Below are 22,510 nucleotides of genomic sequence, written 5' to 3'. Positions count from 1 at the left end.
TCCTGCTGGCGAACCGGTCGGTCACCGGCTTGATTTATTGCTAAGCACTTCGAATGAGAGCGTTAAGCCAAGCCCGAGGGCGACCGATATCGCCGAAAATAGGGACGCGTTTTCTCCAGCCACCCGCGATTCGCATCGGCCAAGGGCGAATCAACCATCCAGGGCGCGGTTGCACGAGCGCTTGGGACTGGGCGCCACCAACGCCTACATGATGCGCCGTTTACTGCGGTAGGTATCCAGCACGACCGCCACCACAATTACCGCACCGGTGATGATCCGCTTGGTCGGCTCGTTCGCCCCGATCTGCGCGAGACCCGCCGCAAGTACCGAAATGATCAGGACGCCGAAGAACGTGCTGATGACGGAACCACGTCCGCCCATCAGGCTCGTGCCGCCGATCACAACCGCTGCAATCACCTGCAGTTCGATCCCCGAACCTGCGTTGGGGTCGGCCGCTTCAAGCCGCGAAATCTGGAACAGGGCGGCAAGACCCGAGAGCAGACCCATCAACGCAAACACGATAACCTTGTACGGCCGTGGGTTCACGCCTGCCAGCCGCACGGCTTCTTCGTTGGTGCCAATGCCGATCAGATAGCGGCCGAAAACCGTTCGGGTGAGCACAAGCTGAGCGACAACCATCACGCCGATGGCAATCAGGAATGAAGGAGAAATGCCGAACGCGATGGGGTTCGAGAGAAAGTCGAAGGCGTCGCCTATGTACGCCGTGCGCGAGTTCGTCATCTGGTAGGCAAGACCGCGTGCCGCTTCAAGCACACCCAGCGAGACGATGAACGAAGGAATGCGCCAACCCACCGTCACGGCCCCTGTCACGCACCCTGTGAGCGTTGCTCCGGCCATGCCAAGCAACGCGGCCGGCAGCGCCCCCCAGTGCCATTGCAACGCGGCCACGCTGGTCACTGCAGCACCCAATGCCAGCACCGAACCCACCGACAGATCGATACCCGCAATAATCAGCACGAACGTCATGCCGACCGACATCACCACCAGATCGGGAATCTGGTTCGCGATCGTGCTAAAGGTATCGTAGGTCAGGAAGTGCGAGCTCAGCACGGAGAACAGCGCGATCATGGCAATCAGCGCGCCCATCAGGCCCAGGTAATTCGAGAAACCAAGTCGCGTGCCGATCGGCTTCGCGCTCTTGGGCGGTTCCGTCTGCGATTTCGGCGTAGTTGTTTGTACAGTCATGACTGGTGCTCCGTGATAGGGGTGTCCGGCGTCTCGGCGCCTGGTTCAATATGTTCGCTGAGGATTTTATCGCGGCCTGCATAACCGGCGAACGCCGCAGCCAGCAACGCGTCCTGTGACCAATTATCGCGTTCGAAGACGCCGGTCATGCGCCCCGCCGACATCACGCCGATCCGGTCGCAGATCAGCATCAGTTCGCGCAGGTCGCTGGACACGACCACCAGCGCGCGGCCTTCGCGAGCCTGGGCGCCCATCAGTGCATAGATGTCGAACTTGGCGCCAACGTCGATGCCGCGCGTGGGTTCGTCGAAGAGCAGGACGGTGCAATCGCGGGCGAGCCAACGGCCGATCACCACCTTCTGCTGATTGCCGCCCGAGAGTTCGGACACCGGTTGCGCAGCGCTCGATGTGCGAATCCGCATGGCATCTATCTGTTTCTGCGCAAGGGCGTTCTCGCGGCGCGCATCGATAAAACCGTGCTTCGATACCGCGCCGATATTGCCCAGCGAAATGTTCGCCGCAATCGGCTGGGGCAGCAACAAGCCTTCGCCCTTGCGGTCTTCGGTAATGAGCGCAATACCTTGGCTCACTGCATCGGAGGGCGATTTGATGCTGACGGTCTTGAGCGTCGCACCCCGATGCGCGATCGAGATGCTGCCGCTATCCGCCCGATCCGCGCCGTAGATCAGCCGCATGAGTTCGGTCCGGCCCGCGCCGATCAGCCCGCTGATGCCGAAGATCTCGCCGGCTTTTACTTCAAACGATACGTCGCGCACGGCGTTGCCGCGCGTCATGCCTTGCACCTTGAATGCGGTTGCGCCAATCCGGCGTTCGCCGAGGTCGATACGCTCGCCAATATCGCGTCCGACCATCAGCGTGACGAGCTTGTCGCTGGTGAGGTTGCGCATGGCATCGACGTGAACCAGCCGGCCGTCGCGCAACACCGCCGCGCGTTCCGCGATCCGCGCCAGTTCTTCCAGCCGATGCGAGATATACACCAGCGCAACGCCGCGCGACTTCAGGCGGTCGACTTGCTCGAACAGCAGGTCGACTTCGCGAGCCGTAAGCATGGCGGTGGGTTCGTCGAGGATCAGTACGCGGCAATCGCCGATCAGGTTGCGCGCGATCTCCACCATCTGCTGATGGCCGATACCGAGTTCGCCCACGAGCGTATCCGGGTCAATAGCATCGAGCCCGACCTGGGCCATCGCCTGACGCGCGTCTTCGCGCAGCGTCGTGCGGTCGATCCAGCCGAGGCCGCGTTTGGGCAGGCGATTAAGGAAGAGGTTTTCAGCAACGGACAGCGTGGGCAACAGGTTCAGTTCCTGCATCACCATGCGCACGCCGAGCGCTTCGGCGTCGCTGCGGCTTGCTGGCGCGTACTCGACGCCACCGAGCTGCATTGAACCCGTTGTGGGCGCCACAAGACCGCCTACGATCTTCGAGAGCGTGCTCTTGCCGGCGCCGTTTTCACCTGTCAGCGCGAGCACTTCGCCGGGGCGCAGGTGGAGCGAGACGTCCGCGAGGACCGGTTCGACGTAGGTCTTGCCGATCCCGTGAATGGTCAGCACCGGCGCTATGTCGGCGGAAGGGACGATTGAACTTGGCATCGCTTATGAAAGGCTAGGGCAGGTACTTGAATGCGAGGTGCGCCCCGGCCATGAAGAGCCGGGGTGCACTAGGGGGGCACTACGCGTTTGAACACTTGAAGCCAAAGCGGGCGCGTCGGGATACTCTACGCCGCTTGCAGTATTCCGGCATGCACGCATCGCAGCGGCGCATTGTGCTGCGGCGCATTGTGACTAGCCGCAGCGATGCGTGCCGGCTCCGGCTTGGGGCCAGCAGCCTTACTTGGTGATCAGGTTGACCGGCGTTTCCACCACGCTCGACAATTCCGATTGTTTCTTATGCTCGGAAAGTGCCTTCAAAGCGGTGTCGATACCAAATACCGCTTGTTTCGCGGCGTATTGATCCGCGGTCGCGAGCACCCGGCCGTCGGCGAGCATCGGCTTGATGGCGTTGATGTTGTCGTAACCGACGACATACACCTTGCCCGCCTTGCCTGCCGCCCGCACGGCAGCCACCGCGCCAAGCGCCATGTTGTCGTTGCCGCACAGCAGCGCTTTGATGTTCGGATTCGCGTTCAGGATCTGCGATGCCACCGCGTTGCCCTTGTCGATTTCCCAATCACCCGATTGCAGCGCAACAACCTTCATGCCACCCGCCTGCATGGCGGCCTTGAAGCCGGCCGTGCGTTGCTGCGCGTTGGTCGTGGTCGAGACGCCTTCGATAATGCCGACTTCATCGCCAGCCTTGAGTTTCTTGGCCAGGTAATCACCGACCAGCTTCGCGCCCTTCGCGTTATCCGGGCCGACGAACGGCACGTTCAGGTCTTTCGACTTGAGCACGTCAGGATCAAGCTGGTTGTCGATATTCACCACAATGATCCCTGCATCCACGGCCTTCTTGATGACCGGAACGAGTGCCTTCGAATCAGCGGGCGCGATCACGAGCGCATCGACCTTCGAGACAATCATCTGCTCGACAATGCGAATCTGGTTCGCGGTATCGGTTTCGTCCTTGATGCCGTTGGTAATGAGCGTGAATTTGTTCGGGTTATGAGCCTGGTAATCCTTGGCGCCGGTTTCCATGGTGAGGAAGAACTCGTTGGCGAGTGACTTCATCACGAGGGCGACGGTGGGCTTTTTCGCCGTTTGAGCGAACGCCGACGAGACAGGCAACAGCGAGAATGCAGCCGCTACTGCGGTTGCTGCGGTTGCAGCGAGTACGCGGCGTCGTGCTGGGTTGGCCTTGCGGGTCATAGAGTCTCCGTTAGTTAGTTCGCTCTTCGGTCTACTTAGGGAATAGCCGGCGAGTCGTTTAGTCAGTTAGTCGATTAGTCGCTAAATCAATTTGAATGACGTGCTTGTTGTGCCGCATCGCTGTAACGCCAATACGTGAAAACCCGATGCATGAGCCGTGGCGTGAGTTCAGCGGCAATCCACGAGCGGCAATCCAGCCCATCCGGGTCTAATCCTATCCTCGCGATTCGCGATATGCTACGGCTAAAATCGAAAGCGAGCGTTTCAAAAATGGAACACGTTGACTGGGACGACCTGCGGCTTTTACTCGCCATCGCCCGCGAAGGAACCATGAGATCAGCCGCCGCGGCCTGCGGTCTTAGCGCGGCGACGCTGTCACGCCGCTTGACGGAACTTGAAAGAAGATTGGGTGAACCCCTGATTGACCGCGTGCCTTCCGGCTGCGCAGTCACTGCGTTCGGGCAGCGGGTGATGTCCTGGGCCGAGCAGATGGAGGCGCTGGCGCATCAGATTGAACGGGCCGGGGACGTCACGGGTTCTCATGGTCTTGAGGGCACGGTCAGGATCAATGCGGTCGAGTGGATGTCCTACATCCTGATGAAGCTTCTCGGCTCCTTCCAGGAAAGGTTTCCCGGACTGGCCATTGAAGTGCTGACCTCGCAGCAGCCTTACAACCTTGCCCGGCGTGAAGCCGACATCGCCATCTGGTCGGAATGCCCGGACGAGGGTGACCTGTATGTGCGCCGGATCGGCAAGGTCCGTTTTGGTTTATATGCGTCGCGGGACTATTACCTTCGCCACAAGGTGGCGATCAAGAAGAAGGAGTGGAGCAAGCTGTCCTTCGTCGGTTATGACGAGCGCCGGGGCGATCATCCCGCGGCCCGCTGGCTCAAGACGCTGCCGGGTGCGCCCGCGCCGAGCCTTCGCAGCAGTTACGTGCTGGGCGTGTTCGATGGCGTGCTGGGCGGTTCCGGCCTGGGCGTGCTCGCGCAACTGGCGGGCGACACGACCAGCGATCTGGTCTGCATCGAACCGCATATCAGGGAGCTGGATCAGGATGTCTGGATGGTCCTGCACCCGGCGTTGCGCGGCAGCGAGCGCATACGGGCGGTCTCGAATCTTGTCGCCGATATTTTCCGGTGACTTAGGGTGGGCGACGAGGGCGTGGCGCTCACTTGCGCTTGGCCTCGCGGCCTTCAAAGCATGCTGCGGCCGGTTCGTTGAGCACGAAGATTATCCGGTGCTTCGATTTCCATTCAACGAACACGGTTTTCGAATACGGCCAATGAATATCGGGGCATTCTATCTGCGATAATCCCGTCGGTTTCGCTTTGTTCAAAGAACTCGGAAATTCCATGAAATTCAATAATAAATGGCGGCACGGGGTAGTTCTATGGGCAAGCGCGGTGGCCTGCATGGCCGCTTGCGCCGCAACAACAGCATTGGCGGCAACGGCGTCGGCGGCGGCCGCGCAGGATTCGTCGTTAGCGTCGGGGAATGCGCTTGGCGACGCGAGCGCGCGGCGCGGGCTGCTGACCAACGGCGCGGCTGACGAACCGCAGGCGCCGGGTAATGGCACGGATGGCAGCAACGGCAGCATTACCGAGTTGCAGCAGATGATCCGCGACGGCAAGGTGGTGGAAATGCGCACGACCTATAACGGCAGCTATGGCGCGAGCATGTTGTTCTACCCGGACCAGATGACGTACTACATCGCGCTGTTCCAGCAAAAGAAGTTTTGGCGCGTGATCAAGACACAGACCGATACCCGTGCCGAAGCTGTGTATGCGGACTTCGCGAAGTCCACGGCCCAGCTTGCCGATTCGGAAATTCGCCGCGAGAAGCTGCAGGCTGAAAACGCTTTCGCGGATCGGCTGATTGCTTTGCAGCAGAACCGGGCGAACCGCTTGCAAGCGGATGTCGATGTGGCGCGCGCGCAGCAAAGCCAGGTTGCCGATCGTCAGGCACAACAGCAAGACGCTATTGTTACTTTGCGCGCCCAGCAGGACGCGGCTCAAGCTCAATTGCGCGCGCTGCAGACCAAGGTGCGGGATCTTCAGCGTCAGGCTGACGGGGATTTAATGCCGGCGTCGCAGTGACTTTCTTAAGAAGGGTTGGCGGCATCAACGCATCGCGCCGGCAACCCCGCGCAACAACACGCCAAACCCGTTCGCCAGCGCCCAAGCGAAAACCAACTACCCAGCTTCATAGCGTTTAAAACGCCTGTTTGACGGTTGCCCGGCTTACGGCCTTGCCGCCCACCATGCAGACGATCAAGGCGGCTAGCAAAAGAGCACATAACGCGAGCCGCAAACCCAGGAAACCTGCACCCAGCCCGATCAAGGGCGGTCCCACCAGAAAGCCGGCATAACCCGCCGTGGCGGCCATGGAAACACCGACAGCCGGCGTTGTGGTTGAACGGCCCGCAGCGCTAAAGATCACCGGCACGATGTTAGCCAGGCCGATTCCCACAAGCGCAAAGCCCACGCAAGCGGTGACCACGTTTGGATATCCCAGCACCAGCGCTAAGCCAAGCGCTGCAATAAGCCCTCCACTAGCGACCACCACGCTCGCGCCTAAGCGTCGAACCGATACATCGCCGATCACGCGGCACGCCGCCATCGCGAAGGCAAACGAGGAATAGCCGAGCGCTGCCGCGCTTGCTTGTGTGTTGAGTGCCGAGCGCAGGAACACCGCGCTCCAGTCCGCCACCGCGCCTTCGACCAGCATGCAGAGAAAGGCGAGGGCGGCGAGTTTCATGACGCCCGCGCTAGGCAGGGTAAAACCGCTAGCCGACGCCAATACCCTCGGTCCAATATCCCGCAGCGCCAGTACAGCGCTTGTCAAAATGAGCGCGCCGATCACGACGTCAGGCAGCAGCAATCCGCCCATCGTGCCGATACCGTTGGCCTGAAGCGCCGCGCCTCCCGCTGCGCCCAGCAGACCGCCCATGCTCCAGGCCGCATGAAACGACGACATGATCGGCGCCTGCCATTCGGCTTCGATGGCGCTGGCGTGTCCGTTCATCGATACATCCAGTGCACCGTTCGCCGCGCCTAACGCAAAGAGCACGACGCACAACACAGCGTAGTCCGGGGCCAGCGCGGGCAAGGGCAGCGCAATAACAAATGCAATGCCCAGGAATGCGGTGACGCGGCCGCTTCCGAAGCGCGGCGCGAGCCGGCCGGCAAGCGGCATGGCGACAATCGCGCCCAAAGCAAAACAGAACAGCGCGATTCCGAGCGATGCATTGCTTAGCGACAAAGCTTCCTTGATCCGGGGGACTTCGACAGCCCACGCGCCAATGCCCAGCCCGTTAGCGAGAAATACCGCCGTGGTGGCAATACGTTCAGCGACAGGTCTCATGATTTAGCCCCCGCGTGAGCCACGATCACGTTGCCGCAGATTTGTTCGAACTCGCCTAGCCGTTGCGCGGAGATATCCGCCTCCACGATCAGATGCTCGATGCCGGACGCCGCCACCACAAAAAAGGGCGCCGCTGTCATCAGCTTCTCGGACGTCATCGCGATGGCGACCTGACCGCTCGATTTGACCATCGCGCGTTTTAGCTCGGCTTCCTCCGCTTCGAATGCCCCCACGCCCTCGTCCGGGTCGATGGCGCAAGCGCCGAGGAAACACAGATCGGCCTTGATTTGCTGGACCTGCAACAGTGCAGTGGACCCGAGAGACCCCGCTCCTCGCGCGCTCATCCGGCCGCCGATCAGGATGACCTCGAAGCCGGGGCGATCGAGCAAACGCGAGCAGGCATCGGGGGAATTCGTCACGACCGTGAGACCCGCGTTGTCCGGAAGCGCCGCCGCGATAGCGACGTTGGTCGACCCGGCATCGAGCAGGATGATTTGCCGCGGCCGGACGATGGACGCTGCAGCAACGGCCAGCTGGGCCTTTCGATCAGCCGCTTCGCGCAGGCGTGTGGACCCGGCCGGTGCAGCGGGCGCGATCAGCAACGCGCCGCCGTACACACGCTTGCAATGACCGGCGTCCGCCAGATCGCGCAGATGACGGCGAATCGTGTGTTCGGAAGTGTTGAATTCGAGCGCGAGTTCGGCCGCCAGCACGCGACCGTGCGTTCGTAGCCTGTCAAGAATCAGCTTTGCACGTTCGTCGGGAAGCAACCCGTCTACGGCGTCACGCCGGGTTCTTTGCATGTCGTCGGTCTCTGTCTGGATTTGTTCGATCATCGTGAATCGATCATAAGTGAGCATAATGTAGCGTAAACGAGCGAACGCGGGCAAATTTTTTTGGGGGCCGTATTGGTTGGCTGACGTGCTTGAGCCTACTCCGCTCGAACAGGCTGACAGTTAAGGAAGGCTTCGTGTGCCATTACAATCGAGCACTTCGAACCGACAACCGTGATTTGCGCCATGAGACATCTCTTTGCACTGACATTCGTGGCGGTCATCGCGGCCGCAAGCATGACCGCGAAAGCCCAAACATCCGAGCGCAGCGATATACCCAAGGAGCAGTGCGCCATTGGATATGTCACCGGCGTCGGTGGATCGGCACAAAGCGTTCGTGAATACCTTGCGATCCCCGACAGGGACAAATATCGCTTCCTTGCGGACAACCCGATCCAATGCCGGGTTTCCGAAGAGGGCGCCGCGTCTGCGTGTACCGGCATCACCAGCCTTCGGCACGAAAAAGTCAGCGTGTACGACGATATCGACAGCGCGACAATGGCCGTGGTCGCGCGCGTGGAGCTCGACCGGGGGACCTACCCGGCGATCATTGTTGTGCTCAAGACGGATGTGCAATGCGAGCAGTGAATGCTGTCACTTATCTTTCACTTCGCTGTTACTTCGTTCGCAGCTTGCTGGTCGCGAACATCACCCCTGCCAGCACGACGATTCCGGTGAGAATGCCCGATAAGCGCATGAGCGCGGGTACCGGATCGGCCGACCAATGATGGTCCTGCACAAACACCATGATGAACGCGATCGTGAATTGCCGGCCGACGTAGCTCGCTCCTTCTAATCCGGTCTGCACGTGGCATCCTATCCACACGCCGATAGACAGCGCGAGCATGCACAGAATTGCTTGGCCGTGCATCAGGGGGAGTAGCGCCACACCCAGCGCGCCGGCCAGCAAGCAACCGGCCACACGGTGCACCATCTTTTCGAGGACCGGCTGCTGCGTTCCGCCTGCTGGCAAGCTTGCCGGCAATATCAGCACGGCGATCGCCGTGACCATTGCTTGCGCGAAACCAGGCAGATGCAAAACGTAGGTAAGGGCCGCAAGGATCGCGATTGCCAGTGCGCCCTGCAATCCCAGCAGCCTGCGAGTCGGGCGCGATGATTCCAGAGACGGCAACTCAATTGCAGGGGAAGGCGTCCCGAATTTGCCGGCTTCGCGGGCGCCCGCAGGCACCGATGGCGGCCACGTCTTCCTATACCACGTCGGCCCGAAGTGAAACACGCTCGCCACCAGCAGGCAAGCGAGCGTTCCAACGGCGACCTCGGCAACTCGCAGCGCGGCAAATAATGCGGTCGATTGGACTGACACGAGCCCATGCGCTTCGTACGTGACCATCAGTGCGGTCGCTCCGCCCAGAACCCAGGCGTAGCCTGCTCTGGACCCGTTGGCGTGATACACTGCAACGCTGCCGATTACCCCCAATGCGGGCACAAATAGCCACGGCCGGTCGCCAATCAAGGGGCCCGCCAGGGTTCCGAGCGCGGCGCCAATCAGCGTACCGATAATGCGGTGGGCGGCGCGCTGCACGGAGCCGGCGAAACTTGTTTGCATGACGGCGAAGCCGCTGATTGCTGCCCACCACGTGTTTGAAAGATGCAATGCGTTTGCGAGCGCGACCGAAAGTGCGACCGAGAGCATGGCTTGCGTCCCGAATGTCGCTCGCTCCCGGGAAGGCTTCCAGGCCGCCAGTTCCCGTCCAAGCGACAACATGGCGGCCCGGAAGATCTGGACAAGCGTGCCAGCGAGTGTCATCCATGCCTCCGCGGTGGCGTACGGGTAACGCGGGAGCATCGTCCAGCGGATCTGCCAGCCCGGCGTCCTCGCACGACAGTTTATTCCGTGAAGAGGTGAGCGGATGTGGAGCTGAGATGAAAGCACCGCTGACCGTCCGTTTTGGACTCCGCATGCAAGAGGCTGCTGCCGGCCACCGGTATCAGACGCCGATATGGGACGCCGAGGCGACATCTTCTTTCCGTTCAGACTTGTGAAATGCTCTCGGCGCGTTCCGAGCGGCCGAGGAAAAAACCTTGCGCGCTGGTACATCCGCAGGCTCGGACAAAGCTCAGTTGCTCATGCGTTTCGATGCCTTCCGCCGTGGTGGGAATGCCCAGCTCGCGGGCGAGCGCCACGATGCCGCGCACCACCGCCGCCGACTCCCGCCGATGAACGGATTCGCGCACAAACGAGCTGTCGATCTTCAGTGTGTCGAACGAAAAACGACATAGATTCGACAGCGTGGAAAAGCCCGTTCCGAAATCGTCGAGGGCGAGCCCGATACCCATCGCGCGAAGTTTTTCAACGTTGCGCCGGGTCGGGACATCGTCACTCATGAGCACGGTTTCCGTGACCTCGATGTTCAGGCGCGAAGGCGGCAACCGTGAATCCTGCAGGACCGCCGCAACCAGGTCCGCGAACGAATCTTCGCGCAGTTGCACAGGCGACACGTTCACCGCCACGACCACGGGCTCGCACCAGCGGGCGGCTTCGGCGCAAGAGCGCCGGAGCACCCATTCCCCTAGCGGCAGGATCAGGCCCGTTCGCTCTGCAATGGGGACGAAGGTCGAGGGCGGCAATTCGCCTCTCGTGGGATGCGTCCAGCGGACCAGTGCCTCCCGGGCCGTGATGACCCCGCTGGCCAGATTGACGATCGGTTGATATTCCATCCGCAAGCCGTTGCCAAATGATTGAAGCGCGCCTTCCAGGTCGCTTCGCAGCAGGCTCAGGCTGTCGTCGGAGGCGTGCGCCTTGGCATCGAATACGGCAAACGCGCTTTTACCGCTGCGCTTGACCGCGTACAACGCACGGTCGGCGCATATCAGGAGTTGCGGTCCCGTTTCCCCGTGCTCGGGATATTGCGAGATTCCGACACTGGCGCCAATGCGCACCAGCGCCTCGTTAAGTATGAATGGACGCGCAAGGGTTTTCACAATCTGATCCGCCAGCAGCCGAACCTCTTCGCTCATGGAGGCGTCGTTGGAAATGGCGACGAATTCATCGCCCGCCAGACGGCCGACAACATCCCCCTGGCGCAAGACCGCTCGCAAGCGCTTGGCGGATTCCTGAAGCACCAGGTCGCCGGCCGCGTGCCCGAGGCTGTCGTTGATTGCCTTGAAACCGTCAAGGTCGATTAGAAGCACAGCGAACGATCCGGGCCTGATAGCCGGCTCGGCATCGGTACGGTTCAGCAGGAGTTCGCTGATGCGGGCGCGGTTCGGCAGGCCCGTGAGGCTGTCGTGGCGGGCAAGGCGGTTGCTGGTTTCCTGAGCGAGCAGCAGCGCGACGGTGTCCTTGTTGCTGCGGATAGCCACGGTAAAAAAGCCGACAGCGCAAAACGGCGCCTGGAACAGCAGGACGATTTTTCCGGAGGCCGGAGACAGCGCGGCGCCGATACCGAGCAGCGTAAAGATGACGGAGATCTGGATCAGAACAAGCCGGGGGACGCCTGCGTTACGGCCGGCCAGCCCGCCCACCACACCCACGGCGCAAACGTTGCCCAGCAGGAAAAGTGTCTGGTCTCCGCTGATATTGCACAGGAGGGCGCCGAGTCCGAGAAGCGCGCTCCACAGGATGCTGGCAAGCAGGAACAGCGAGGTGGGCGTGGGCTCGTTGCGGGCGCTCCGCTTGCAACAGATGGCGATCAGCGACAGGCGCACGATCAGGAGTGCGATCACGGCGAACGTCCATAACGCGTAGCCGACGCTCGGATGAAGATAATAGGCGGTGGCGCAAACGCTGATCTCGCAAATCGACGCCATCGCGATCGATGCTGTTCTCGTGAACAGGTTTGACAGCAATATCTGTCGATTATCAGCGCTCAGGTCTTGAGCGGATCCTACTAGCCATTTGAAAAATGGCAACCTCGGTTCACTAAACGCCATGGCATGCGCAATATAGGTAGGTACTTGGTTATCGGCGCGATTGGCTTTTTTCTGACCTCAATTATCCCGGTAAATGTGTCCGTTGCTCGAATAAATATGATGTTACGCCGGCGTGACTCGGGCTATACCGGGAATACCAGTGGGCGGAAAAATGGCGGTTTTGTGACTGATACCCTTGCCAAGCAAAGGCTGGAAGCAAGTGAGGAGGGGGTAGCTGGAGGATGACCCGGTTCGCAAGGGCTAATCCTGCCTACGGAAAATAATACGGATTGACGTCTGTTTTGCGCCGCAGCATGACGAGCCAGGACACCGTGAGGACAGACCTTGGCTAAGCCGGTGAACTCGGATCGAGCATCATGCAAGAAAAGTTATCGCGTCTGTCTTGTGCAGAATCTGCAAGGAATGGAGCCGGATCTCGCTGCGCAAGAAGTGGCGGCAGGCTGTCGCCGGGCGAATAGCGGCTGAGTTGGCACTTGCCGATGCATTCCAGACGAGTTCCTATCAAGGTCGCCTATATCAGTCAGACGCGATGCACGGCCTAAGCAGCGCAGCGCGTAACTGCAATATCGCATTCACACAGTACTTTCAGGCGATGCCTCTCGAATCGCCTGAAAAATGATCGGTAATCCTTATAGAATTCCCGCGTAACCGGATTCGGAAGCGCCACATACACCCGGGCGCACCGCAAGCAAATGACCGTCGTGTTCGTTTGCGCCGCTTGCCGGACGAATCGATGTAACAAAGAGCGTGTCGAGTTCTCGGCCGCCAAACGTGCACATCGACGGTTTCGTGACCGGCAGCGCGATGCTCCGGTCCAGCCTGCCATCAGGCGTGAAACGCAGCAGCAGACCCGCGTCGTTTGCGCAGGTCCAATAGCAGCCGTCAGTGTCGACAGCCGCACCATCGGGGCGGCCCGCAAACTGATTCAGGTCGGCAAAGACGCGACGGTTATGCGGTTCGCCGGTATCGACGTCGTAGTCGAAAGCCCACACAAGCCTGCGCGCCGGATGTGAATCGGAGAGATACATTGTCGTGCCTTGCGGCGACCAGGCGAGTCCGTTTTGCACGATGAGCCCGCTAACAATCGGCGCTGACAGGATGCCGTCGGCGTTGTATCGGTACAGCGAGCCTGACGGGTTGGCGGCAGCCATTTCCTGCACCATCGTGCCGGCCCAGAAGCGGCCCTGACGATCACAGCGGCCGTCGTTGAAGCGCATGCCCGGCAGCGGAAAAACCGGCGCGGCGAGCTTGCGTACACTCGCCTCATGCGCAGTCGACAGCGTCACCGCGAAGAGCCCGGTCTCGCATCCGGCGAGCACGGTGCCGTGACGATCGAAGGTGATGCAGGCCACTTTTTCGGGCAGGCGCCACTCGGTGCGCTTGCCTGCGTCGCCTTCCAGGCGAGCGATCGTGCGGGCGGGGATATCGACCCAATACAACGCCTGCTCCTGTTCCCGCCAGACCGGGCTTTCGCCCACTTCGCAAGGTGCCTGACCGGCGGCTTCGAGGCGTTCGACCGCCAGTGTTTCAGGTTGTATGTTGTTCATGACGAAGATCTCAGTGGCCAGTGCAGCCAGCTTATTGGTGCTGGTAATTTCGCGCGAACGTGGTCACGCGAGACGTTCAACGCGGGTGTCGGGCCCTAATGGAGGGACGGCTTGCTGACAACGCGCAACATTCGCAGTGGAACGGGATGCTAGCAGTGCGGATGCATCGTATGTCAGATGACTGATCTCGCGCAATATGCGAAGCATTGGCGTTTACGCTAGTAATAACTTCTGCAGACTTTTGCTTTTGTGGATTGTCGGGATCTTATATGGGCAGAGGCCGCTGCTGTGGCTGGTTTGATAGGACAATTGTCAATTTAATGTTGAGTGACGTCAGACAATTGATTTGATGTGTTGAGGCTTTGAAACGGATATCGGCGGCAGATACAGCCTTGGATTGAGTTATCCAGGACGCCGGCCGAACCCGTTTGCGAAGCCTCTGTCGCCAAAGAAAAATTGTGCCGTGCTACCCAGACCGGAGACCTGAATAGACCTAGACGATGAAAGGAAACTCCGCCTCCGGCAGCGGATCGCCGGAAGCCAGCCGGTCAGCCAGTTCAGGATAGGGCGGAGACGTCTCGCCACCCCGGTCTACGTAGTGCGCGCCATCGCCGAGCCACCGGAACGAAACGACTCGCCGCGATTGCTGACCCCCTACGTTACCCGGCGCTCCATGCACCGTATGAAAATCAAACGCTATGGCATCGCCCGGTTCCAGATCCCAACCGAGGATCCGATAAGCATCGCGGTTCGCATCGATATCCGGCAATTCTTCGAGCCGATCCGACTTGTGGTCATACGCCACGCCGCTGAACTTGCGCGGCCGGAAAAGCTTCCCCCACTTGTGCGACCCGGCCACGAATTCGACGCATGTTTCGCGAGGCACCGGATCGAGTGGAATCCACAGGCTGACGGCTTGCTCGGCGCTGACACAGTAGTAGGGCTCGTCGTGATGCCAGGGCGTGAGCTTGGCTGCACCCGCTTCCTTCACCAGAACATGCTCGTGAAAGATGCGTGCACGCTGCGAGCCCATCAAGGCCTGGGCCACCGACGCAGCCGGACTGTGCTCGACGAAATCCCTGAACGGTTCAATGCGCTGCCAGTTGCAGTAGTCGCCGAAAAAGCGCCCGGTTGTTTTCTCAGGCGTGTAGTTCCTGAACGAGGGTCCCGGATGAGTGGCGTTGTATTCCACGCCTTCACGCAAGGGTTCGACCCAGTCTTTGAACACTCCGCGCAAGACGGCGGCGCCATCGAGCTCGAACGCTTCCCGTTCTGTGGCCAGCATGCTGCTCTCCTTTAACGATTGATCAAGCGGCGCCGCGCGTCTGGTCTCGTGCAAACGCGATTGCCGCTGACGAAGGAACCGAGCCGGCAAAGACAAACGCCGGCTCTCTCAAAGTCTTTAACTACCCGGCAACGCCGCTGCCGCGCTGCGTCCGCGAAGCCAGTTGATGCTGGTGAACAGTGCCACCGCGAACAGGATCAGCATGGTGGCCACGGCGAGAATGGATGGATCGATCGAATCGCGAATGCCGCTCCACATCTGCCGCGGCACAGTCCGCTGATCCGGGCCGCCGATAAAAAGAATCACGATGACTTCATCGAACGAGGTAGCAAACGCAAACACGCTGCCCGTCGCCACGGCCGGCGCGATCAACGGCAGCGTTACCCGTCGAAAGGCGATCCATGGGGTGGCCCCAAGTCCCGACGCCGCGCGAATCAGGCTCTGGTCAAACGAGAGCAGTGAGGCCGTCACGGTGATCACCACGAACGGCGTCCCAAGTGCCGCGTGCGCGAGCACCACGCCCACGTAGGAGTTGACGAGACCGAGCGGCGCGAAGACCAGATAGAACCCGGCGGCAACGACCACAATAGGGATAATCATCGGCGAGATGAGCAGCGGCATGATGACCGCGCGAAACGGAAAGTTCGCGCGGCTCAGGCCCAGCGCCGCGAGCGTGCCGAGGCAGGTGGCAAGCATCGTGGACGCGGCGCCAATGCCGATGCTGTTGAGGAACGCGCGTTGCCAGTCGCTGCTGCCAAGCGCTTTCGCATACCAGTGCAGCGAAAAGCCTTGCATGGGATAAGAAAAATACGAGCCGGTGTTGAACGACAAAGGCACGATGGCCAGGATGGGCGCAATCAGGAAGAACAGGATGAGCGCTGAATGCACGCGCAGCCACTTCGACGCAATGCGTTCCGAGAGCACGAGGTGGCGCTGGCTTTGCATGAGTCTTTCTCCCTAGCCGAAGCGCAGCCGGTCGATGCCGACGAGCCGGTTGAACACGAAATAAAACACGGCCGTGAAGATCACCAGATACGCCGACAATGCGCCAGCAAGCCCCCAGTTGAGTTGTTCATTAGTCTGCGCCGCGATCAACTGGCTGATCATTTCGTCACCGGCGCCGCCTAGCAATGCAGGCGTGATGTAGTAGCCCAGCGCAAGCACGAATACGAGGAAGCAACCTGCGCCCACACCCGGCAGGGTCTGAGGTACATAGATGCGGATGAACGCCGTGACCGGGTGCGCGCCAAGTGATTGCGCCGCGCGCATGTAGACCGGCGACACGCTCTTCATGACCGAATAGATGGCGAGGATCATGTAGGGCAGCAGGATATGCGTCATGCCGATCAGCACGCCGGTTCGATTGAACAAGAGCGGCAAGGGATGGCTGACGAGACCCATTCCCATCAGCAGGCTGTTGATGACCCCGCCCGGTTGCAACAGCACGTACCACGCGGTCGTGCGCACGAGCAGCGACGTCCAGAACGGCACGATCACCAGCAGCATCAGGCGATTGCTCTTGGCTGCCGGCAGGGTGGCAAGCAAATACGCGACCGGATAACCGAGCACGAGGCATAGCAGCGTGACCGACGCACTGATCCATACGGTGCGCGCAAACGCGTTGACGAATACCGAGCTGTCAGCGGGCAGGGCGGTGACGCCACCGTCAGGCGTGACGGTGGCGTCGACGGCGGCTAACAGATAGTCGGGCGTAGGTGACACGGCAGAGCGCTTCAGGATGCGCCAGATGTCATGGGTGCCCCAGCGCGGATCGAGTTCGATCAGCGCCGGCTTCCAGGCGAGTGGCGCCGTTTCGGGCAACTGGCGCGCGGTCCGCATCAGCAAGCTGCGAAACTCCGGCAGGTAGAAATTCAGCCGCCGCGCGACGGTTCCCAATTGCCCTTCCGCCGACGCACGTCGCATATCCGCTGCGAGGATGGCGAAGGTGTGCTCGTCGGGCAGACCTTCGCCGTTCCATGCCTTGAGCGCTTGCGAGAGCGCCGGTAGGTTCACCGGCACCTCGCGATTCTCGACACTCCGTGACAGCAGGATCGCGATGGGCGCAATGAAGGTGGCGAGCAGGAACAACAGCAGCGGCAGCGCAAGCAGGAGCGCCTGGGCCGAAGCCCGGCGGCGGGTCCTCGCGTACGCCGCGCGGCCGTCGGCCCCGGAGCCGGCGGATTCACGTTCAGCCGGTTCCCGCAGATTGCTGGTCACTGTCACGGTCACGGGTCGCCTTACTGTGTCAGCCAGACCTGGAAGCGCTTGTTGATCTGGTCGGCGTTATCCGCCCAGAAGCTCGCGTTGATCTGAAGTGCATGCTTGAAGTTCGCGGGGGCCGTCGGCAAGTCGTTCAGACGATCCTTCGCAATCAGGGGAATTGCGTCCTTGCGCGGCGGCGCGTAAGCAATGTACTTCGTCAGGTCTGCGTAGCTTTTTGCGCTCGAGGCGGAAACGATGAACTTCGCCGCGGCGTCGCCGTTCTTCGCGCCCATCGGAATGCCCCACCATTCGAAGTCATAGACCTGGCCGTCCCACACGGATTCGAACGGCTTGTGGTCCTTGTGCACCGCGTCGTCAATGCGGCCGTTATAGGCCTGCGTCATGACCACCGCGCCGTCGGAGAGCAATTGCGGCGGCTGCGCGCCGGCTTCCCACCAGACAATGCTCGGCTTGATCGTGTCGAGTTTCTTGAACGCCCGGTCGACGCCGGCTGGCGTGCCGAGCACCTTGTACACGTCGGCGGGCTTCACGCCGTCGGCGAGCAACGCCCATTCGAGCGTTACCTTCGGCGATTTGCGCAAGCCGCGTTTTCCGGGGTATTTCTTCAGGTCGAAGAAGTCGTTGATCGTGGTCGGCGGGGTTTTGAGCTTGGTCGTGTCGTAGGCGTACACGGTCGACCACACCATGGCGGCTACCGCACAATCCATGATCGAGCCGGGGATGAATTCGCTGGTGTTGCCCAGCGACTTGCGGTCGATCTTGCGAAGCAGGCCTTCGTCGCAACCGGTGATGGCGTCGTTGGATTCAAGGTCGATAAGATCCCATGTCGGGTTCTTGGCCTGTTCCATCGCGGACAGCTTGGCGAGGCCGCCATCGTACGATTCAGTCGAGAAGCCGATGCCGGTCGCAGCCGTGAACGGCTCGAAGAACGCTTTCTTGGCCGCGGCTTCATAAGCGCCGCCGAAGGTCACGACCGAGATGGTATCGGCTGCATGCGCGGTGGCGGCGAACAGGCTTGCCGCTGCGAGGGTGAGTCCGGCGATGCCCGTCAGACCGGTTCGAACGAGTGTTGCTTTCATGTCAGTGGACTCCTGCGGTGAAGGACGGAGCAGGGCCGCAATTAACAGTAACGGCCGTTGCGAGGATCTTGCAGTCGTCGTGGCGCCATGCCACGGCGGTTGCACTGCCGAGTGACGGAAGATCGTGGTGCTGCGTATTCGGGACTTTGACAATGAGGTTGTCGCCATGGCCAAGCTCCCCGAGTTTCAAGTGAACGCGGTGGTGATCGCCGCAATACACGAGTTCTTCCACGCGCGCGCTCACCACATTGGTGTCCACGGCGTTGTGCGCGGCTTCAGCGGACGCTATGTGCGCGCGCTCGGGGCGCAACGCGAGCATTGCTTCCTCGCCGTTCCTGAGACCCCGCCCGCAGCGGCCGCGAATGACCGCGCCGCCTGGCAGTTCCAGCGTCGCCCAGCTTGTGTCCTGTTCGAGCACCCGACCCGTCAGGCCGTTGTTCTCGCCAACAAAATTCGCCACGAACGCGTTGTGCGCGTTTTCATAAAGTTCAGTGGGGGTTGCCGCCTGCTGGATGCGTCCGTCAGAGAACACGGCTACGCGATCCGACATGGTCAGCGCCTCCGCCTGGTCGTGCGTCACATACACCACCGTCAATCCCAACTCGCGATGCAGCCGCATGATTTCGTATTGCATGGTTTCGCGCAGACGTTTGTCGAGCGCGCCCAAAGGTTCATCCATCAGCACCACGCTTGGTTCGAACACGAGCGCGCGGGCGAGGGCGACACGCTGTTGCTGTCCACCCGACAACTGCGACGGTCGGCGCGAAGCCAGTTGCGGCAACTCCACCATCTCCAGCGCCCGCTTCACGCGCGCCTTTTGTTCTGCTTTGCCAACGCTTCTCACTGACAACGGAAACGCAACGTTCTGTTCAATCGTCAGGTGCGGGAAGAGTGCGTAGTTCTGAAACACCATGCCAATGTCGCGCTGATGCGGCGGTTTATCGTCAAGACGTTTCCCATTCAGGCGGATCTCGCCCTGTGTCGCCGATTCAAACCCGGCGAGCATCATCAACGTGGTTGTCTTGCCTGACCCGGACGGTCCGAGCAGCGAGACGAACTCGCCTTTCGCCACCTCGAGATCGAGCCCTTCCACGACGTAATGAACGCCGTCATACGTCTTGCTCACACCCGCGAAGGAGATGAAGGAATGGGTTGACATCGTGTCGTGCTCTGGTGAGTGAGTTTGTCAGGCAAGCTGCTGTGCGAGGTAATGCGCGAAGTCGTAGTTCGGTCGTTCGAGATGACTGAGATGGCCGGGTTTTGCCAGCGGCGCCTGCACACCGCGGAACACAGCCTGCACCCCACGCCGGTCTTCCTCGTTGACCGCGTCCAGCAACTCCTTGAGCGACGCCATGTATTGGGCGGCTAACGGATCCGCGATGAACTCAGGCGCCAGCCCGCCGCCGAAGCGGATATGGACGCGGCTCGTGCCCAGCGGCTGCAGTACGAGGTACCAGAAGTACCCCGGCGTCAGCGTGACGAGATGAGTCGGGTAGATCGCGAGCAGCGCGGTCGTCTTGCGCCAATGCCCTTGAAGACGCTGGTTATCCGGATGCGCTTGACCGATGGGAAGCGACGCTTCCTTCGTGATCCAGTGGTAATTGAACGCAGCGCTGCCGGGTGGGCATTCCATCTCGTCAAGGCGCGAATGCGGCCCGACGGTTGCCCGGTGCAGCATGGGCAGGTGGTAACTCTCCATGAAGTTTTCGGCGAGGATTTTCCAGTTCGTATCCCAGACGTGCTCTTCGTAGAATGTTTCCTTGTAATCAGTCATGCCGTAGTCGGCGATCAGATCCGTGAGGGCGCCAAGCTGCTCCGCCACCGGCGGTGCATCCGGGTCGAGCGTCACATAGATCCAGCCTTGCCAGGCTTCGCATCGCACCGTGGGCAATCGGTAGTTTTCCTTACAAAATCTGCTTTGGCGCTCCATCATGGGGGCGCCGTGGAGCTGGCCGTCGAGCGTGTAGTTCCATGCGTGGTACGGACATACGATGCGGCGGGTGTTGCCGCGCCCTTCGAGCAGCACCGACATCCTGTGAAGGCACACGTTGGAAAATGCCTTCAATGCCAGATGCTCGTCACGTAACACGACAATCGGCTGACCGTCTATATCCGCTGTGAGATAGTCGCCCGCTTCAGTGAGCGTACTCGCACGGCCAACGCACAGCCACTCGCGACGGAAGATGCGTTCCTGTTCCAGCGCCAGGAAAGCAGGCGAGGTGTAGACGGCAGGCGGCATCGAGCGTGCGTCGCTGAACGGGCGTTCACAGTTGGCCTGCAACTGATGGACGATGTCCAGGCCAGCACCGGATGCTGTCGACGCTGGTATCGACGCTGCCGCCGAGGATGCCGTTGAAGAACCCATCGCGCCTCCCTGTCCCATTCATTGACGGTGGCAACCCTCTCAAGCCTGGCTACTGGTTGCTCGCTGCATGGACATCAATCTATCAAGTCAAATTACCAGCCAAAATATTGTTTTTGCATGTAGAACCAAGCTTTTTCCTATCTAGCGAGATTGTTTCAACGGCCGTGCTGGCGCTTGATTTCCGCCTCGCAGAACGCGGCGAAATGCTGGACGACCTGGCGGGGTTTCATGCTGCTGGACTGCGCGATGCCCAGGGTAGTGGCGTTCACCTCATCCTTGAACTGCTTGATCACGAAATCTTCGCCGTCCACTGTGCGGCTTGATTTGAGCGGGAAGTTGAGGATGCTGTAGCCCAGGCCGTTCGCCACCATGCCGCGTACGACTTCGGGCTGCGACGACTTGAATGCGGGGATTGGCCGCGCGCCGACCGCGTCGAAGAGTCCGGCGAAGTATTCGCGGCTGTGCGGCAGGTCGAGCATCACGTAAGGCTCGTCGCGCAGATCGGCCAGCGCGACGCTGCGCGCGCGTGCCAGCCTGTGGGTCCTGGGCAGGATCACGTAGGGCGGCAGCGTAAGCAGCGGCGTGAAGGCGATGTCGTCGGTCAAGTCGAGGTTGTAAGTGAGCGCGATATCCAGCGAACCGTCGTGCAGGCCACGCAGCAAATCCTCCTGATGCGCTTCGAGCGTGCGGAACGCAATGCCCGCATGGTTCGCGAGGAAGCGGCTCATCATTGCGGGCATGAGCGGCGGCGCGAGCGAGACAAGGCAGCCGAGCGTAATGGCGCCTGACATGCCGCCGTCCATTTCCTTGGCGGCTGTCTGCAGGTCTTCCGCGTTCTTTAGCAGGTCGCGTGCACGTCCGAGCATGTCCCGGCCCGCCTGCGTCAGGGATAACCCGCTTGCGTGATGGCGGATAAAAAGCTGGACGCCGAACGACACCTCCAGGTCCGCCAGCGCCGTGGAGATGGATGGCTGCGAGATATGCAGCAGCTTGGCTGCGGCGGTGAACGACAAGACTTCAGCCGTGACGACGAAGTACCTCAACTGACGCAGCGAATAGCGTAATTGCGCAGGTTCCATGATCCGCCCCGTGGTCTTTTCTAGCGCCTATTGTGCGTGGACATAAATAGGCTTGCATAGGCAAAAGCGATGATTTGCATTTTTGAAATATGTTTTTCGGATGCGGCGCCCGAGCGTAGATTTTGCGAAAGGCTAGCGGAAACGCGAGGGGGACGACATGCAACGAGACAGCGGTTTAACGGAATGCGCAACTGAAAGTGAAGACAAGGGAGCCGGCGAAGTAAGTGCCTTCGAAGTAAGTGCCTTACGCGCTGCGTTTCTGGATTCCATGGCGTCGAACTCCACCTCGGTTCACGTGGTGACGACTGGCACCGGCGACCAGCGCTTCGGCGTCACGGTCAGCGCCTGCAGTTCAGTATGTGCGGACCCGCCCACATTGCTCGTCTGTATCAACACACGCAGCCCGGCGAATGCGGCACTAGCAGAAAATGGTGTGTTCGCGGTGAACCTGCTGAACGTGGCGCAGCGCGGTATAGCGGACACGTTCGCCGGCCGCTCCGCAACGGCCAAGCCCTTCGATTTTTCCTGCTGCACGCATACGGCCGGCACGCTGGGCGTACCGCTTATCGACGGCGCCGTGGCTGCGCTCGAATGTCGCGTGGTGGCGCAGCAGGTTATTGGCACGCACACGGTGTTTTTCGGCGAAGTGACGGCCGTCACCCGTGCGCCGGTGACGCACATGCCCTTGCTCTACTGCAAGCGCGACTATGGCCAATTCCTGGCCTTTTAGACGATCTCGTTCCAGGCGATCCAGAACATGCCGGTGCTGCTGGCAGGACTCCTTTCCCGAACAACATTCCCAACGGACCGA

At 60.8% G+C, this 22,510-nt stretch carries 19 protein-coding genes; 4 read left to right on the top strand and 15 right to left on the bottom strand.

Going from position 1 to position 22,510, the window contains the following annotated elements; genetic code table 11:
- Positions 1-204: 204 nt before the first annotated feature.
- The 3 genes from SBC1_RS18955 to SBC1_RS18945 form a co-directional block, all read right to left on the bottom strand.
- On the bottom strand, positions 205-1,206 hold the full coding sequence (locus tag SBC1_RS18955; RefSeq protein ID WP_165099389.1) for an ABC transporter permease: 1,002 nt from the start codon (positions 1,204-1,206) through the stop codon (positions 205-207).
- Positions 1,203-2,816 carry a sugar ABC transporter ATP-binding protein gene (locus tag SBC1_RS18950; protein ID WP_165099394.1) on the bottom strand — a complete coding sequence of 538 codons (1,614 nt, stop codon included), beginning with the start codon at positions 2,814-2,816 and terminating at the stop codon, positions 1,203-1,205. Before SBC1_RS18950 ends, SBC1_RS18955 begins: the two co-directional genes overlap by 4 nt.
- Positions 2,817-3,053: 237 nt before the next feature.
- Positions 3,054-4,028 (bottom strand): sugar ABC transporter substrate-binding protein, encoded by a 975-nt coding sequence (locus SBC1_RS18945; RefSeq protein WP_165099397.1) that lies wholly within the window; start codon positions 4,026-4,028, stop codon positions 3,054-3,056.
- Positions 4,029-4,298: 270 nt separating this feature from the next.
- On the opposite strand from SBC1_RS18945, the gene SBC1_RS18940 reads away from it, so the two are divergent.
- Both SBC1_RS18940 and SBC1_RS18935 read left to right on the top strand, forming a co-directional pair.
- The gene (locus SBC1_RS18940; protein WP_165099400.1) at positions 4,299-5,171 is read left to right on the top strand and encodes a LysR family transcriptional regulator; all 873 of its coding nucleotides are present in this window, start codon (positions 4,299-4,301) and stop codon (positions 5,169-5,171) included.
- A 212-nt stretch (positions 5,172-5,383) separates the two neighbouring features.
- Positions 5,384-6,127, top strand: a complete 744-nt coding sequence (locus SBC1_RS18935; protein WP_241202160.1) for a DUF2968 domain-containing protein — start codon at positions 5,384-5,386, stop codon at positions 6,125-6,127.
- 115 nt (positions 6,128-6,242) lie between these two features.
- Here the strand turns inward: SBC1_RS18935 and SBC1_RS18930 are convergent, their stop codons facing one another.
- Both SBC1_RS18930 and SBC1_RS18925 read right to left on the bottom strand, forming a co-directional pair.
- Entirely contained in the window at positions 6,243-7,394 is a 1,152-nt protein-coding gene (locus SBC1_RS18930; RefSeq protein WP_165099403.1) for an MFS transporter, read from the bottom strand.
- Positions 7,391-8,230: a DeoR/GlpR family DNA-binding transcription regulator gene (locus SBC1_RS18925; protein WP_241202161.1), complete on the bottom strand. Its 840-nt coding sequence runs from the start codon at positions 8,228-8,230 to the stop codon at positions 7,391-7,393. Before SBC1_RS18925 ends, SBC1_RS18930 begins: the two co-directional genes overlap by 4 nt.
- Before the next feature lie 183 nt (positions 8,231-8,413).
- Here SBC1_RS18925 and SBC1_RS18920 point away from each other — a divergent pair, with 183 nt between their 5' ends.
- Positions 8,414-8,815 (top strand): hypothetical protein, encoded by a 402-nt coding sequence (locus SBC1_RS18920; RefSeq protein ID WP_165099406.1) that lies wholly within the window; start codon positions 8,414-8,416, stop codon positions 8,813-8,815.
- Positions 8,816-8,843: 28 nt separating this feature from the next.
- Here the strand turns inward: SBC1_RS18920 and SBC1_RS18915 are convergent, their stop codons facing one another.
- From SBC1_RS18915 to SBC1_RS18870, 10 genes are all read right to left on the bottom strand, one after another.
- The gene (locus SBC1_RS18915; protein ID WP_165099409.1) at positions 8,844-9,995 is read right to left on the bottom strand and encodes an FUSC family protein; all 1,152 of its coding nucleotides are present in this window, start codon (positions 9,993-9,995) and stop codon (positions 8,844-8,846) included.
- A gap of 224 nt (positions 9,996-10,219) precedes the next feature.
- On the bottom strand, positions 10,220-12,121 hold the full coding sequence (locus tag SBC1_RS18910; RefSeq protein WP_165099420.1) for a bifunctional diguanylate cyclase/phosphodiesterase: 1,902 nt from the start codon (positions 12,119-12,121) through the stop codon (positions 10,220-10,222).
- Positions 12,122-12,750: 629 nt separating this feature from the next.
- On the bottom strand, positions 12,751-13,668 hold the full coding sequence (locus SBC1_RS18905; RefSeq protein WP_165099423.1) for an SMP-30/gluconolactonase/LRE family protein: 918 nt from the start codon (positions 13,666-13,668) through the stop codon (positions 12,751-12,753).
- A 493-nt stretch (positions 13,669-14,161) separates the two neighbouring features.
- Positions 14,162-14,953 carry a phytanoyl-CoA dioxygenase family protein gene (locus SBC1_RS18900; RefSeq protein WP_165099442.1) on the bottom strand — a complete coding sequence of 264 codons (792 nt, stop codon included), beginning with the start codon at positions 14,951-14,953 and terminating at the stop codon, positions 14,162-14,164.
- Between the two features lie 117 nt (positions 14,954-15,070).
- Positions 15,071-15,898, bottom strand: a complete 828-nt coding sequence (locus SBC1_RS18895) for an ABC transporter permease (protein WP_165988973.1) — start codon at positions 15,896-15,898, stop codon at positions 15,071-15,073.
- A gap of 12 nt (positions 15,899-15,910) precedes the next feature.
- A complete protein-coding gene (locus SBC1_RS18890; protein ID WP_241202278.1) occupies positions 15,911-17,158 on the bottom strand; it encodes an ABC transporter permease in 1,248 nt (415 codons plus the stop codon).
- 32 nt (positions 17,159-17,190) lie between these two features.
- Complete coding sequence (locus SBC1_RS18885; protein ID WP_165099448.1) at positions 17,191-18,255, bottom strand: ABC transporter substrate-binding protein; 1,065 nt, start codon at positions 18,253-18,255, stop codon at positions 17,191-17,193.
- A 1-nt stretch (position 18,256) separates the two neighbouring features.
- The gene (locus SBC1_RS18880; protein WP_165099451.1) at positions 18,257-19,414 is read right to left on the bottom strand and encodes an ABC transporter ATP-binding protein; all 1,158 of its coding nucleotides are present in this window, start codon (positions 19,412-19,414) and stop codon (positions 18,257-18,259) included.
- Between the two features lie 27 nt (positions 19,415-19,441).
- Positions 19,442-20,620 (bottom strand): SRPBCC family protein, encoded by a 1,179-nt coding sequence (locus tag SBC1_RS18875; RefSeq protein ID WP_165099458.1) that lies wholly within the window; start codon positions 20,618-20,620, stop codon positions 19,442-19,444.
- A gap of 155 nt (positions 20,621-20,775) precedes the next feature.
- Positions 20,776-21,699, bottom strand: coding sequence for a LysR family transcriptional regulator (locus SBC1_RS18870; RefSeq protein WP_165099461.1), 924 nt, complete (start codon positions 21,697-21,699; stop codon positions 20,776-20,778).
- Between the two features lie 157 nt (positions 21,700-21,856).
- Here SBC1_RS18870 and SBC1_RS18865 point away from each other — a divergent pair, with 157 nt between their 5' ends.
- Positions 21,857-22,429, top strand: a complete 573-nt coding sequence (locus SBC1_RS18865; protein ID WP_165099465.1) for a flavin reductase family protein — start codon at positions 21,857-21,859, stop codon at positions 22,427-22,429.
- Positions 22,430-22,510 lie beyond the last annotated feature (81 nt).

The sequence above is a fragment of the Caballeronia sp. SBC1 genome (genome assembly GCF_011493005.1).
GTDB lineage: Bacteria > Pseudomonadota > Gammaproteobacteria > Burkholderiales > Burkholderiaceae > Caballeronia.
Note: the sequence above shows the minus strand (reverse complement) of the source record. Positions and strands in the feature narration are given on the sequence as shown.